Raw genomic sequence first — 14,137 nt, 5'->3', positions numbered from 1 at the left:
GGTTCGCCGGGGTTCCCGCTATCAATGTGCGCCACGGCGCTACGGATGCGAGGAAAGCAAGGTGTTCAGAAAAATCGTTCGGCCGCCACTGGCGTTGCTACTCGCGCTACTGGCGGGGCAGGCGTTGGCACAGGAAGGCTTCATTGCACCCATGGATACTCCGGCGATGCCCAGTGCGCTGGCACTCGATGCACCGCTCACTGCCCTGGCGCGGGCTGGAACGCGACTGCTCGCTGCCGGCCAGCGCGGGCACGTGCTGTATTCCGACGACGGCAAGGCCTGGTCCCAGGCCCAGGTGCCGTCCAGCTCGGACCTCACCGCGTTGTCCTTCCCCAGTGCCAACCAGGGTTGGGCCGTCGGGCATGAGGGGGTGGTGCTGCACAGCCGCGATGGTGGCCAGACCTGGAGCAAGCAGCTCGATGGCAGGCAGATCGCCGCACTGCTGATGCGTCACTACGGCAACCCCGCCAATCCTGACGATCCCCAGGCCCAGCGGCTGAAGCAGGATGCTGAATTGTTCGCAGCCCAAGGCGCCGACAAACCCCTGCTCGATGTCTGGTTCGAGGACGAGCGCAACGGCTTCGTCATCGGTGCGTTCAACCTCATCCTGCGTACCGAGGACGGCGGCAAGAGTTGGCTACCGTGGCTCGATCGCGTCGACAACCCCAGGTCCATGCACCTCTATAGCCTGCGCCCTGCGCGGGGCACGTTGTTCATGGTCGGTGAGCAGGGCCTGGTGCTGGCGCTGGACCGCGTCAGCCAGCGCTTCGAGCGCCGGGCGCTGCCCTACGAGGGCACGCTGTTCGGCGTGTTGGGGGACGCGGGTCTGGTGCTGGTTTACGGCCTGCGGGGCAACGTCTGGCGCAGCCTCGACGGCGGCACCCGCTGGAGCAAGGTCGACACCGGTATCGAAGCAGGTATCACCGGTGGGACCGTCACCGACGACGGCAGCCTCGTTCTGGTCAGCCAGGCCGGCCAGGTGCTGCGCTCCACCGACCGTGGGGCGAGCTTTCACCGCGTCAAGGTCGATCGCCTGGCACCCAACTTTGCGGTAGCGCCCACCTCGGGCGGGGCGGTAGCCCTGGCCGGCCTGGGCGGCGTGCGCGTGCAAGACCTGCAATGGACCAAGAACCTGGGAGAGCCGTAATGGGTGCCAACAACTTCAGTGAAAAACTGCGGGTCATCAGTGACGTGAACGCGTTCGACCCGAAGTCAGGCAGCCTCCTGGAGCGGCTGATCTTCAACAACCGGCTGCTGGTGGTCCTGCTCTGTGGCCTGATTACGCTGCTGCTGGGCTGGGACGCCACCCGGCTGACGCTCAATGCCGCCTTCGAGAAGACCATTGCCCACAACCAGCCTTACATCCGCAACTTCCTGGACAACCGTGACGAGCTCAAAGGCCTGGGCAACGCGGTGCGCGTGGTGGTGGAGAACCGTTCGGGGGACATCTTCGACCCGGCCTACCTGCAAGCCCTCAAGCAGATCAACGATGAACTGTTCCTGACGCCCGGTGTGGACCGTGCCAACGTCAAGTCGCTGTGGATGCCGGTGGTACGCTGGAACGAGGTCACCGAGGAGGGCTTCACCGGTGGGCCAGTGATGCCCGACCACTACACCGGCTCCCAGGAAAGCATCGACCAGCTGCGCCGCAACATCGGCCGTGCTCAGCTGCTCGGCAGCCTGGTGGGCAACGACTACCGTTCCAGCATGATTTTCGTGCCGCTGCTGGACAAGGACAGCAGCACCGGGGCGCCGCTGGATTACTGGGCACTGTCCAAGCACCTGGAAAGCCTGCGTGCGCAATACGCCGGGTCGCAGGGCAGCGCAGACCTTGAAATCCGCATCGTCGGCTTCTCCAAGGTGGTGGGCGACCTGCTCGACGGCCTGAGCCTGATGATCCTCTACTTCAGCGTCGCCGCTGCGATTGCCGCGCTGATCATCTACGCCTGGACCCGATGCGTGCGCAGCACCGTGCTGGTGCTCGCGTGCTCCTGCATCGCCGTGCTCTGGCAACTGGGCCTGATCGCGCGTCTGGGTTATGCACTGGACCCGTACTCGATCCTGGTGCCCTTCCTGGTGTTCGCCATCGGCGTGTCCCATGGCGCGCAGAAGATGAACGGCATCCTGCAGGACGTTGCCCGTGGCACCCACCGTCTGGTCGCGGCCCGGTACACCTTCCGCCGTCTGTTCCTGGCCGGGGTCACCGCACTGGTGGCCGACGTGGTGGGTTTTGGCGTGCTGATGCTGATCGATATCCCGGTGATTCAGGACCTGGCTGTCACAGCTTCCATTGGCGTGGCACTGCTGGTCATCACCAACCTGATCCTGTTGCCGGTGATGTTGTCCTATACCGGTGTCAGCCACCGCGCAGCCGAACGCAGCTTGCGCGCCGAGCAACGCAAGGCCGGTGGGGTCTGGCGCGTGCTGGAGCGGTTCACCGAGCGCCGCTGGGCCACGCTGCTGCTGGTGGGGTCGGCGCTGCTCACGGTGGTCGGCTTCAGCGTCAGCACGCACCTGAAGATCGGTGATCTGGATGCCGGCGCCTCCGAACTGCGACCGAATTCGCGCTACAACCTGGACAACGCCTACATCACCCGCCAGTACTCGCTGTCCAACGATCAGTTTGCGGTCATCGTCAAGACCAAGCCCGAAGGTTGCCTGGAGTACCAGACCCTGGTCGAGGCCGATCGCCTGGGCTGGGCCCTGAAGCAGGTGCCGGGGGTGCAGACCACGGTGTCCCTGGCTGACGCCGTACGCAAGATCACGGCAGGCTCCTACGAAGGCAGTCCGAAATGGATGTCGATTCCGCCGAACCAGGACGTCTTGAACTATGCCGCGCGTACCGCCAGCACCAGCAATCCGGAGCTGTTCAACACCGAGTGCTCGGTGATGCCGGTGGTCGCCTACCTGACCGACCACAAGGCCGAAACCCTGGAGCGGGTGGTGAAGGCGGCACAGGACTTTGCCAGCGCCCACAGTACCCCGGACCGTCAGTTCCTGTTGGCCGCCGGCAGCGCCGGGATCGAGGCGGCCACCAACATCGTGGTGAAAAAGGCCAACTTCACCATGCTCCTGTATGTCTACGCGGCCGTCATCGTGCTGTGCTTCATCACCTTCCGCAGCTGGCGCGCGGTGGTCGTGGCCGTGGTGCCGCTGGTGATCACCTCGGTGCTGTGCGAGGCGCTGATGGTGGTACTGGGCATCGGGGTCAAGGTCGCCACCTTGCCGGTGATCGCCCTGGGAGTGGGTATCGGCGTCGATTATGCGCTGTACCTGCTGAGCATCCAGCTCGCCCGCCAGCGCGCGGGCGACGCCCTGGGCGATGCCTACCGCCATGCCTTGCGCTTTACCGGCAAGGTGGTGGCGCTGGTGGGGGTGACCCTGGCCGCCGGGGTGATCACCTGGGCGTTCTCGCCGATCAAGTTCCAGGCTGACATGGGCATCCTCCTGACCTTCATGTTCCTCTGGAACATGCTCGGTGCCCTGGTGCTGATCCCGGCGCTGTCGCACTTTTTGCTGCGCGATGTCGGTGCAGCCGGCAGCCCTGTGCCGGCCACCGTGACGGCGGCGCAACCCTCCACCTCCCTAGAGCCCAAGAGCCCGACCGCGCATTGCGTATGAGGCCGGCCCGTGTGTACCTGATAGATAAGGAAAGCGTGATGAGCGATACCCATGCAGTGTTCCTCAATGAGCAGCAAGTCCTGATCCGCGATTCGGCGCGCAAGGTTGCCGCCGAAGTCGTTGCGCCCACAGCGGCCGAGCGTGACCGAAGGGGTACCTGGCCGCGTGCTGAGCTTGAGTCCGTGGCTGCCCTGGGCTTTCTGGGCATGTTGATTCCCGAGGAATACGGCGGTGCGGGAGCCAGTTTCATCGACTATTGCCTGGCCATCGAGGCATTCGCGGCCGCCGACGCAGGCTTCGCCACCTTGATCCATGTGCACAATTCGGTGGGTATGACCGTCGCGCGCCTGGGGACCGAGGCGCAGAAGCGCAAGTACCTGCCTGACCTTGCCAGCGGCAAGCGCATCGGTGCCTTCCTGCTTTCCGAGCCTCATGCCGGCTCGGACACGGCGGCATTTCGTACCCACGCCCGGCGTGAGGGCGATCACTACGTCATCAATGGCAGCAAACAGTTCATTTCCAATGGCAGTGAAGCCGGCCTGGGCCTGGTGCTGGCGGTGACCGACAAAGCGGCGGGCAAGAAGGGCTGCAGCCTGTTGATGGTCGATCCGACCGTGGACCCCGGGTACGTGGTCGCCCGGGTGGAGCACAAGATGGGCCAGTGCTCGGCGCATGTGGCGCAGATTCAGCTGGAGCAATGCCGTGTGCCGGTCGACCAGTTGCTGGGCGAAGCGGGGGCAGGCTATCGCAACGTGATGGGCTCGCTGTCCGAGGGGCGGGTGGCGATCGCCGCGGTCGCCACCGGCACCGCCCGCGCCGCACTGGAAGCAGCGGTGGGCTACGCCAAGGCGCGCGAGGCCTACGGTGCGCCGATCATCAACCTGCAAGGCGTGGCGTTCGACCTGGCCGACATGGCCGCGCAGGTGGAAGTCGCCCAGCAGTTCATGCTGCATGCCGCGCGCCTATGTGAGGCCGGTGTTCCCTGCGCCAAGGAAGCCTCCATGGCCAAGCTGTTCGCCAGCGAGATGGCCGAGAACGTGTGCTCCGGTGCGTTGCAGATTCATGGCGGTTATGGCTACCTCAATGACTTCCCGGTGGAGCGTTACTGCCGCGATGTTCGCGTGACCAAGATCTACGAAGGGACCAGCCACATCCAGAAGCTGATCATCGCCCGCAGCCTCTGACACTGAAGGAACTTCCGATGCAAACCTCTGTTGTTGTCCTGCTTGCCGCGCTCTCACTGGTCACGACCCAGGCCATGGCCAAGGCGCCTGAAACCGCTGACGCGGCCAAGGCCGCCAGCCTTGATACCGCCAACGCCAACCAGGCCGTGCTCAAGCAACTGCCCTTCGCGCAGCGCAGCGAGTACGACGCTGCTCGCCGCGGCCTGGTGGCGGCCTTCGAAGGCGAGGTACTCAACGCGCAAGGCACGGTGGTATGGAACACCCACCAGTACGATTTCCTCAAGCAGGACCAGGCGCCAGACTCGGTCAACCCGAGCCTGTGGCGAATGGCCCAGCTCAATGCCAACGCGGGCCTGTACCAGGTGGCAGAAGGGCTTTACCAGGTGCGTGGCCTGGACCTGGCGAACATGACGATCATCGAAGGCAAGGACGGGCTGGTCATCATCGACCCGTTGTTCGCCACCGAGACGGCCAAGGCCGCGTTGACGCTGTATTACCAGCACCGTCCACGCAAGCCGGTGGTAGCGGTCATCTACTCCCACAGCCACCTCGACCACTTCGGTGGCGTGCGCGGGGTGGTCGACGAGGCCGATGTGAAGGCCGGCAAGGTGCGGATCTACGCACCGGACGGTTTCATGGAACATGCGATCAGCGAGAACGTCCTGGCCGGTACGGCGATGCTGCGCCGTGGCACCTACCAGGGCGGCAGCACCCTGCCGCGCGGCGAGCGCGGGCAACTGGACGCGGGCTTGGGCAAAGGGGTGCCGGTGGGCGGCACCATCAGCCTGATTGCCCCGACCGACCTGATCACCAAGCCGCTGGAGACCCACGACATCGCCGGGGTGCAGGTCGAGTTCCAGCTGACGCCAGGCACCGAGGCACCCTCGGAAATGAACCTCTACCTGCCCCAGTTCAAGGCACTGGGCATGGCGGAGAATGCCGTGATGATGATGCACAACATCCTCACCCCGCGCGGCGCAGAGGTGCGTGACGCCAAGGCCTGGTCGCGCTTTCTCGACGACAGCCTGGTGCGCTACGGCGACAAGTCCGAGGTGATGTTCGTCCAGCACAGCTGGCCCACCTGGGGGGCGAACGACATCCGAACGCTGCTGGCCGACCAGCGCGACATGTATGCGTACATAAACGACCGTACCCTGCACCTGCTGAACCAGGGCCTGACGCCTGCGGAGATTGCCGATGCGGTCAAGCGCCTGCCCGGCGACCTTGACCAGAAGTGGTATACCCGCGGCTACTACGGCACCCTGAGCTTCAACACCCGCGCCGTCTACCAGCGCTACCTGGGCTTCTACGATGGCAACCCGGCGAACCTCGATCCGCTGACCCCTGAGCAGGCGGGCAAGCAGTACGTGCAGGCACTGGGTGGCGCGGACAAGGTCTTGCAGCTGATGCAAACGGCGATGCAGCAGGGTGATTACCGTTGGGCCGTGCAACTGGGTAATCACCTGGTGTTCGCCGAACCCGACAACCAGTCCGCCCGCCATGCCCAGGCCGATGCCCTGGAGCAATTGGGCTACCGCAGCGAGTCGGCAACCTGGCGCAACATGTACCTGGTTGGCGCGATGGAATTGCGCAACGGTGCGCCCGCCCCGTCGAACAGGGCCGTTGCCGATCTGGTTCGCGCCGCCACCCCCGCCATGTTCCTCGACCTGCTGGCCGTGCGCCTGGATTCGGACAAGGCCCAGGGGCACGACATGACCCTGGACTGGAACTTCGATGACCTTGAGCAGCGCTTTGCGCTGACCCTGCGCAACGGCGTGCTCACCTACCGCGAGAACAGCAGCCATGCCAAGCCAGACGTACAGGTGCAGATGAGCAAGGCGGTACTGGACCGCATCAACCTGCGTGAACTCGACTTCGCCACGGCGATCAAGCAAGGCGACATCAAGTTGCAGGGCGATGCCTCCCGCTTCACGGCATTGCTCGGCATGCTCGGCAGCTTCGTGCCGAACTTCAATATCGTCACCCCGTGAGGGCTCGCGTGTAATGGGCCATCGCAGCGAGGTGCCGCTTCACCACGAGGGCAGGGTAGCGAAGCCCTCGCTCGAGCACGCCGTGCGGGACAATGTCCTGCACGTGGTGTTGCCTGCCAGGCCGCGCAAGCAGCCCAGGCAGGCGCGCTCGGTCGCATTGGTCGACGCGCTCAAGAAAGCCGGCCGCGACATCCTCGAGCGGGAGGGGCGGGAGGCGTTGACGATCTACCACCTCAGCGACCGCTCGGGGGTGGCGACCAGTTCCATCTACGAATACTTCCCCACTATCGACGCTCTGGTCGCCGCCATCTTCGACGACTATCGCGCAGCGGCCCGGTTGGAGGTGATTGCCAACATCCGCGCGCTGCCCGCCTCGGCCACGCTCTACGACGGCATCGAGATGGTCCTGGTGACAGGGCTGGCGGCCTTGCACCGCTGGTTGCAGCTCGATTCGCAACTGAGCATCAAGACGGCCTTCTATGGCGAGTTGGTGCGCCTTGAGGTCGTCAAGCCGGAGCAGTTCTGGACGGCCATGGTGATACCGGCACTGGTGGAGCGCTTCAGTGACGAAGTGCTGGTCGCAGACCGCGAGAAGGCCGGCTACCTGGCTTACCAGGCCGTGACCGCCTTGCCACGGGCGTTGGTGATCGACCGCCCGCACTACCTGCTCGATGGCGACACGGTGCGTTTGCTCGCGCGCATGCTGCATGCGCTGCTGACCACCAAAGACCCGGACTAATGTGCTTGCAAAGGGCTGCTTATTAATAAAAAGTGCTTTTAAATTAGCTAGTTGTGATCTGTTATGAAGGGCTGGAATGCGGAAATGATTTTGCCCTTTCTAGCCCTACACTGGCCTTGCCAAGAAGGTTGTCCAGCCCCGGACAACCGGTGTTTCGCGCGATGGGCGAAACGGGTAAGAGCCAGGAGCTTCCCTGCACATGACAAGAACAATCGAAGACAAGGTCGAGCTGCTGCTCACCGACCCCGTGGCGTTGGTCGAGCACTCCTGCCAGCACTGGAACCAATTGCCGCGCGAAGACATCGACGCCTTGCAGCTCGCCGCTGCCCAACGGCGTTTTGCCCAGATGCGTGACAGTATCCCGGTACTCAAGAAGCTTGCCGATGCCGAAGGCGTCGAGAAGATCGAGCGGATCGAAGACCTGGTGCCGCTGCTGTTCGAACACACGGTGTTCAAGTCCTATCCGCCGTCGTTGCTGGAGAAGAACAACTTCGCGGCGATCAACCGGTGGCTGTGCAAACTGGTCACCGCCGAGACTGCCCAAGCCATCGAGGCGGCCGATGTCAGCGCCTGCCAGGGCCTGGACGAGTGGTTCGAAACCATGGACGAGGCGGTGCCGCAACTGTGCATCAGCCATACCTCCGGGACCTCTGGCACGTTGTCGTTCCTGCCGCTGAGCAACCGCGAGTTCGAAAAGGCGGTGCAGGTCCGAAGGCTGTATGCCTGGCGCATGGAAGGCCCGCAATCACCCGTGCCGGACATGCATTCGGTGTACCCCTACTACCGCAAAGGCTACCTCAGCCACATGCGCGGCAACCTGGCGATCATGAAGGCCGTGCTGCCAAGCCTGGACCATTTCCACCCGGCCTATCCCGCCACGCTCTCCAGCGATGTGCTGCACCTGGGCGCCAAAGTGAGAGCGGCCCATGCCAAAGGCACCTTGGACCGTCTGGTGATCAGCCCCGAACTGATGGCCAAGAAAAAAGACTTCGACCAGTTGCAGGCCGACATGCCCAGCTACCTGGCGGACTTCTTCGCCGACATGACCGCCCGCCTCAAGGGCAAGGTGGTCTACATCGGCGGCACCTGGAACCTGTTGCACAACATGGCCAAGGCAGGGCTGGAACGGGGGCTGGAAGGGGTGTTCCACCCCGATTCGTTCATTGCCACCACAGGTGGCGCCAAGGGTGTGGTTCAGCCTGAGGGCTGGCGCGAGGAGGTGCTGCGCTTCACCGGTGCGCGAAAGATCTTCGAAACCTATGCCATGTCGGAAACGCCCAGCGGTTCGCATGCGCTCTGCGAGCACGGCCACTACCACTTCGCGCACACCGCAATTCCCTTCGTGCTCGACCCGCAAAGCGGTGAGCCGTTGCCGCGCAGTGGCCGCCAGACAGGGCGGGCAGCGTTCTTCGACCTGGGCGCCGACCTGCGCTGGGGCGGCTTCATCACAGGCGACGAAATCACCGTCGAATGGGACAAGCCCTGCGCCTGTGGCCGGCCGAGTCGCTATGTGGCGGAGCCGATCCAGCGCTACAGCGACAAGCACGGAGGCGACGACAAGATCACCTGCGCCGCCTCCGAACAATCCCATCGCGAGGCGATGGACTTCCTCAATACCCTGGAGCTTTGAGCCATGTCCGATCCAATCGCACCCATGATCCTGCGCGGCGAAGTCATCACCGACAACCTGATCGAAGTCGGTGGCCGGGGCGGCGACCTGACGTTCCGCACACCTGATGCCAACCGCTACATCGACCGCTTGCCGTTGGGCAACCCGACGAAACTGGCCGACCTGTACCGGCTGAGTTTCGACGATATTCTCGACTATGCCGTTGCCCTCGGTGAGCGCCTGACACTCGACAAGAACCCCTACCTGCAGGAGGCCTGCGAGCTCTCCTACCTGACCGCGCCAACCACCCCGACCATCGTCAAGGCCTCCTACATGGGCCTGCAGAACCTGCTGCGGCGTGACGTGATCAGCGAGATGGTGGAAAGCTCGGTGGGCATCAAGTACCTCGAGGGCTGGGTCAAGCAGCCGTTGCTCGATGGCACCGAGCTGGAAGTGCGCTGCTTTGGCGCGCGCACCTTGCACATCGTCGCCGGCAATGCCGTGGCGCTGTCGTTGTGGACCATCATCCGCAACATGGTGCTGCGCAGCGACGCCATCATCAAAGCCCCCTCCAACGACCCGTTCACCGCGGCGGCCATCGCCCGCACCATGGTCGACATGGCGCCTGACCATCCGCTCACGCGCCACCTCAGCGTCGCCTACTGGAAAGGCGGTGACCAGGCGTTCGAGGAGCGCCTGTACCAGCCCCAGAACCTGGAGAAGATCGTTGCCTGGGGTGGTTTTGCCTCCATCAAGCATGTCACCCGGTACATTCAGCCGGGCCTCGAACTGATCTCCCTGGACCCCAAGCGCAGTGCCAGCATCATCGGCCAGGGCGTTTTCGACAGCCAGGCGAACATGCGCGAGGCGGCGGTGCGCCTGGCCTCGGATATCGGGGCGATCAACCAGAAGGGTTGTGTCTGCGCCCGTACCGTCTATGTGCAGTCGGGTACTGACGAACAGGGTCTGGAGAAGCTGAACACCTTCGGTCGCTACGTGTACGACGCGATGCTGGGCTTGCCCAACAGCCTCAGCACCGCACCCAAGCGCTATGACCAGAACCTCAAGGCGCATGTCGATGCGCTGCGCCTGGATGACGAGTGGTACAAGGTCATCGGCGGTCAATCCGGCGAGGGCGCGATCATCTGTTCCCAACTGCCCGAGGCGGTGCCGTTCTCGACGCTGCTCGACGACCGCACGGCCAACCTGGTGCCGGTCGACTGCCTCGACGACATGCTCGACGCCGTCGACGCCTACACCCAGACCGTGGGCGTGTACCCGGAAAGCATCAAGGACGAGCTCAAGGATGTGCTGCCGCTCCATGGCGCCCAGCGCATCGTTTCACTCGGTTATGCAGCGGCCATGAAGTTCGCAGCGCCCCAGGATGCCATCGAGCCGCTGCGGCGCATGGGCAAGTGGGTCTCGAACCAGATTGCCTCACCAGAAACCACCCCAGCCCCCTGGTTGCGTCCATCGATCTGAACCCAAGGAGTGAGCTGCATGACCGATTGCCTCTGCTACGGCGCCACCCAAGCCCGCGCCGACCTGACCCCGCTGCGCATCGCACGCCGCGCCCTGCGCGATGACGATGTGGCCATCACCATCGCCTATTGCGGCGTTTGCCATACCGATATGCATTTTGCCCACAACGATTGGGGCAGCACCGTGTTCCCGTGCGTGCCCGGTCACGAGATCGTTGGCCATGTGTCGGCGGTCGGAAGTGCCGTGAGCCGCTACAAGGTGGGGGACCGCGTGGCCGTGGGCTGCCTGGTCGACAGCTGCCAGCACTGCGCGGCCTGCGAAGACGGCCAGGAGCCGCACTGCCAGCACGGCACCACCCCCACGTACAACGGCCGCGACCGGGTGACGGGCGACATCACCCATGGCGGTTACGCGCAGCACATCGTCGTGCGCGAGCGGTTCGTGTTGCGCGTGCCCGAAGCATTGGACATGCGCTACGCCGGGCCGCTGCTGTGCGCCGGCATTACCGTCTGGTCGCCCTTGCGCCAGTATCAGGTGGGGCAGGGCAGCCGGGTCGCGGTGGTTGGTCTCGGGGGCCTTGGGCACATGGCCGTCAAGCTGGCGGTCGCCCTGGGCGCGCAGGTCACGGTGATCACCACCTCGCCGGGCAAGGCCGACGATGCACGTGCGCTGGGTGCCCACCAGGTGCTGCTGTCCAACGATGCGCAGGCGATGGCCGCAGCGGCCAACGGTTTCGACCTGATCCTCGACACTATTCCGCGCACGCATAACGTCAACCCCTACCTGATGCTCCTGGGGCGCAACGGCACGCTGGTGCTGGTGGGGGCCCTGGAACCCCTGGAGCCGATCCATGGTGCGCTGCTGGCGCGCAACAACCGCGCGATTGCCGGCTCGTTGATCGGCGGCCTGGAGCAGACCCAGGAGCTGCTGGCGTTCTGCGCGGAGCATGAGGTGTTGCCGGACTGCGAGATGATTCGCATCCAGAACATCAACCAGGCATTCGAGCGCATGACGCGCAATGACGTGAAGTATCGCTTCGTGATCGACATGGCCTCGCTCGGTTAGGCCACCTCGCTTCGGCGCATGCCCCCCGAATGGGAGGGGGGGCAAGCCGCCGGGGCGGCATAACCTTTCGGATGGTAAATCCGAACGGAGAACAACAACGATGCGTTTACCTCTTCTCGCTCTGACTGGCAGTGCCCTTGCGCTCTCTGCCGCCGTATTTGCCTGGCAGATCCCCTCTGCCCGCGCAGCCACCACCAAGGCACCGCTCCAGGCCACGGCCATCGCCGATCAGGACATCAGCGATGGGTACATCTACCTGCTTGGGCGGTTGCTGATCCTGCGTCAGTTGCAGCTCGACCAGCAGCAGGGGATGGGCTGGAACCAACTGGTGCACCGCAAGCCCGGCGCCGTGGAATGGCCCAACCCCAACCTGGATGTGGTCTATTCCGAGGGCTGGGTGGCGCTGGACGAGGGCAGTTGCACCCTGGTCCATGTGCCGCCCATCAAGGCGCGCTACTACACCGTGCAGTTCCTCAATGGCTGGGGCGAGACGCTGGCCAATATCAACGAACGTAACTTCCCGAACCACCCCAACGGCGATTTTGCGGTGTGCCTCAAAGGCGCTACCGTCGCCTTGCCGGCAGGCGTGCAGCGCCTCGACCTGCCGGTTCGCACCGCGCGGGTGCTCTCGCGTGTGGAGCTGGGTAGCGACTGGAAAGAAGCCGAGGCGCTGCAGCAGCAGTTCTCGATGAAGGCAATGGGTACGCCGAGCGTGCCGAGCGTGCCGGCCACGCCGCTGTTCGATCCACGGCAGCTGCCGGGTGTGGAAGCCTTCGAAGTCGCTCAGGTTGCCCTGCAGGAGCCCGATCTGAACCCTGGCATGGAAGGGGTGCAGGCCAAGGTCCGCACCATCGCCGGTCGGCTGGCGGATCCGGCCGAGCGTGCCCGCATCGACCAGGTGATTCGCACACGGGCATTCGCCGACCTGGCCAAGGCCGGGCCGAAAATCGGCCCAGGCACCCTCGTGAACGGTTGGGTGCGCCCCGCCGTGGCGGGTAACTACGGGAGTGACTACCTGACCCGCACCCTGGTCAACTACGGCGGTATCTGGGGTAACACCCGACCGGAGGTGAACTACTACCGTGCCGCAGTGGACGCGCAGGGTGCAACGCTGTCAGGTGAGCGGACCTACACGCTGACCTTCACTGCCGACCAACTGCCAGACAAACAGGTCGAGTACTACTGGTCGGTGACGGCGACGGACGCGAAGACGTTCCGCGTGCTGCCCAACCCGCTCGATCGCTTCGTGCTCAACAGCCATTCTTCGCTGCAATACGGCAAGGACGGCTCGCTGACGCTGTACTTCGGGCCGCAAAAGCCCAAGGACGCACCCCAGGGCAACTGGCTGCCAACCGTTGCTGGTGTGCAATACCGCTTGCTGCTGCGCTACTACGGCGCCAAGGACAAGGTCTCGAGCGGCAACTACTTCCCGCCGTCGTTGAGCGCGCAGTCCGATGTCGCGCCGCCCCGGCCCGTGCCCGTCACGCTCGATACCTTCATTCGCGCCGAAACCGACCGCTACTTCAGCGCTACGGTCATGCGCGCCGGGCTGGGCAAGTTCGGCCATATGCGCGAGCTGATGCCGGTAGATCGGCAGTCGGTGGTGCGGGCGAACCGCGACACGTTGTATTCCACCGCTGTCTTCGACCTGGATGCCGGTCCCGTGACCGTGACGCTGCCCGATGCCGACCAGCGTTACATGTCCCTCACCGCCATCAATGAAAACCACGAAGTGCTCGGCATGGAATACGGCGCCGGCACCTACCGCTTCGACCGCAAAACGGCCGGAACGCGCTATGTACTGATCGGCGTGCGCACGTTGGTGGACCCTGCCAATCCCACCGATGTCAGCAAGGCTTGGGCCCTGCAGGATGGTATTGGCGCGAGCCAGCCCGCAGGGCCGGGGCAGTTCGAGGTGCCTGCCTGGGACAAGCCCAGCCAGGACGCCCTGAGGGCCGCCTTGCGGGTGCTGGGCCAGGGCGTGCCGGATTCGCGCGGCATGTTTGGCAGGGAGGCAAAGGTCGATCCGGTGCGCCATCTGGTCGGCAGTGCCATCGCCTGGGGCGGTAACCCGGAGAAGGACGCGTTCTACCAGATCGTCACTCCCATGCGTAACGACGGTGCCACTCCCTATCGGTTGACGGTCGGCAAAGTGCCGGTGGGGGCTTTCTGGTCTGTCAGTGTCTACAACGCGCAGGGGTACTTCGTACCCAACGCCTCGCAGGCCTACAGCCTCAACAGCCTGACGGCGAAGCAGGGCGAGGACGGCAGCATCGACATACGCTTTGGCGGCTGCACGGCGCAGGTCGCCAACTGCCTGCCGATCATGCAGGGCTGGAACTACATGGTGCGCTACTACCTGCCCGACTCCAGCATTGTCGAGGGACGCTGGAAACTGCCAGAGGCGCAACCCGCCTCCTGAGCCGTCATCCGTTCACTGCCTGTG

At 64.4% G+C, this 14,137-nt stretch carries 9 protein-coding genes; all 9 read left to right on the top strand.

Going from position 1 to position 14,137, the window contains the following annotated elements:
- Positions 1-61: 61 nt before the first annotated feature.
- The 9 genes from ACIPZG_RS20905 to ACIPZG_RS20865 all read left to right on the top strand — a co-directional run bounded on the left by ACIPZG_RS20905 (position 62) and on the right by ACIPZG_RS20865 (position 14,113).
- Positions 62-1,147 carry a WD40/YVTN/BNR-like repeat-containing protein gene (locus tag ACIPZG_RS20905; protein ID WP_400716539.1) on the top strand — a complete coding sequence of 362 codons (1,086 nt, stop codon included), beginning with the start codon at positions 62-64 and terminating at the stop codon, positions 1,145-1,147.
- A complete protein-coding gene (locus tag ACIPZG_RS20900; RefSeq protein ID WP_400716537.1) occupies positions 1,147-3,621 on the top strand; it encodes an RND family transporter in 2,475 nt (824 codons plus the stop codon). The genes ACIPZG_RS20905 and ACIPZG_RS20900 overlap by 1 nt, the downstream gene beginning before the upstream one ends.
- Positions 3,622-3,659: 38 nt before the next feature.
- The gene (locus tag ACIPZG_RS20895; protein WP_400716535.1) at positions 3,660-4,805 is read left to right on the top strand and encodes an acyl-CoA dehydrogenase family protein; all 1,146 of its coding nucleotides are present in this window, start codon (positions 3,660-3,662) and stop codon (positions 4,803-4,805) included.
- 17 nt (positions 4,806-4,822) lie between these two features.
- Positions 4,823-6,796, top strand: a complete 1,974-nt coding sequence (locus tag ACIPZG_RS20890) for an alkyl/aryl-sulfatase (protein WP_400716533.1) — start codon at positions 4,823-4,825, stop codon at positions 6,794-6,796.
- Positions 6,797-6,809: 13 nt separating this feature from the next.
- Entirely contained in the window at positions 6,810-7,535 is a 726-nt protein-coding gene (locus tag ACIPZG_RS20885) for a TetR/AcrR family transcriptional regulator (RefSeq protein ID WP_400716531.1), read from the top strand.
- A gap of 199 nt (positions 7,536-7,734) precedes the next feature.
- A complete protein-coding gene (locus ACIPZG_RS20880) occupies positions 7,735-9,165 on the top strand; it encodes a hypothetical protein (RefSeq protein ID WP_400716529.1) in 1,431 nt (476 codons plus the stop codon).
- Between the two features lie 3 nt (positions 9,166-9,168).
- Entirely contained in the window at positions 9,169-10,626 is a 1,458-nt protein-coding gene (locus ACIPZG_RS20875; protein ID WP_400716527.1) for an acyl-CoA reductase, read from the top strand.
- Between the two features lie 18 nt (positions 10,627-10,644).
- Positions 10,645-11,691, top strand: a complete 1,047-nt coding sequence (locus tag ACIPZG_RS20870; RefSeq protein ID WP_400716525.1) for an NAD(P)-dependent alcohol dehydrogenase — start codon at positions 10,645-10,647, stop codon at positions 11,689-11,691.
- A 100-nt stretch (positions 11,692-11,791) separates the two neighbouring features.
- The gene (locus tag ACIPZG_RS20865) at positions 11,792-14,113 is read left to right on the top strand and encodes a DUF1214 domain-containing protein (protein ID WP_400716523.1); all 2,322 of its coding nucleotides are present in this window, start codon (positions 11,792-11,794) and stop codon (positions 14,111-14,113) included.
- Positions 14,114-14,137 lie beyond the last annotated feature (24 nt).

Source organism: Pseudomonas sp. NPDC089395 (genome assembly GCF_044749525.1).
Classification (GTDB): domain Bacteria; phylum Pseudomonadota; class Gammaproteobacteria; order Pseudomonadales; family Pseudomonadaceae; genus Aquipseudomonas.
This window is presented reverse-complemented; position numbering and strand designations above follow the sequence as displayed.

Excerpts from the sequence above, each read along its gene's own strand:
- ACIPZG_RS20890 (WP_400716533.1), top strand. The coding sequence starts at position 4,823 with ATGCAAACCTCTGTTGTTGTCCTGCTTGCCGCGCTCTCACTGGTCACG.
- ACIPZG_RS20885 (WP_400716531.1), top strand. The coding sequence starts at position 6,810 with ATGGGCCATCGCAGCGAGGTGCCGCTTCACCACGAGGGCAGGGTAGCG.
- ACIPZG_RS20865 (WP_400716523.1), top strand. The coding sequence starts at position 11,792 with ATGCGTTTACCTCTTCTCGCTCTGACTGGCAGTGCCCTTGCGCTCTCT.
- ACIPZG_RS20875 (WP_400716527.1), top strand. The coding sequence starts at position 9,169 with ATGTCCGATCCAATCGCACCCATGATCCTGCGCGGCGAAGTCATCACC.
- ACIPZG_RS20895 (WP_400716535.1), top strand. The coding sequence starts at position 3,660 with ATGAGCGATACCCATGCAGTGTTCCTCAATGAGCAGCAAGTCCTGATC.
- ACIPZG_RS20900 (WP_400716537.1), top strand. The coding sequence starts at position 1,147 with ATGGGTGCCAACAACTTCAGTGAAAAACTGCGGGTCATCAGTGACGTG.
- ACIPZG_RS20870 (WP_400716525.1), top strand. The coding sequence starts at position 10,645 with ATGACCGATTGCCTCTGCTACGGCGCCACCCAAGCCCGCGCCGACCTG.
- ACIPZG_RS20880 (WP_400716529.1), top strand. The coding sequence starts at position 7,735 with ATGACAAGAACAATCGAAGACAAGGTCGAGCTGCTGCTCACCGACCCC.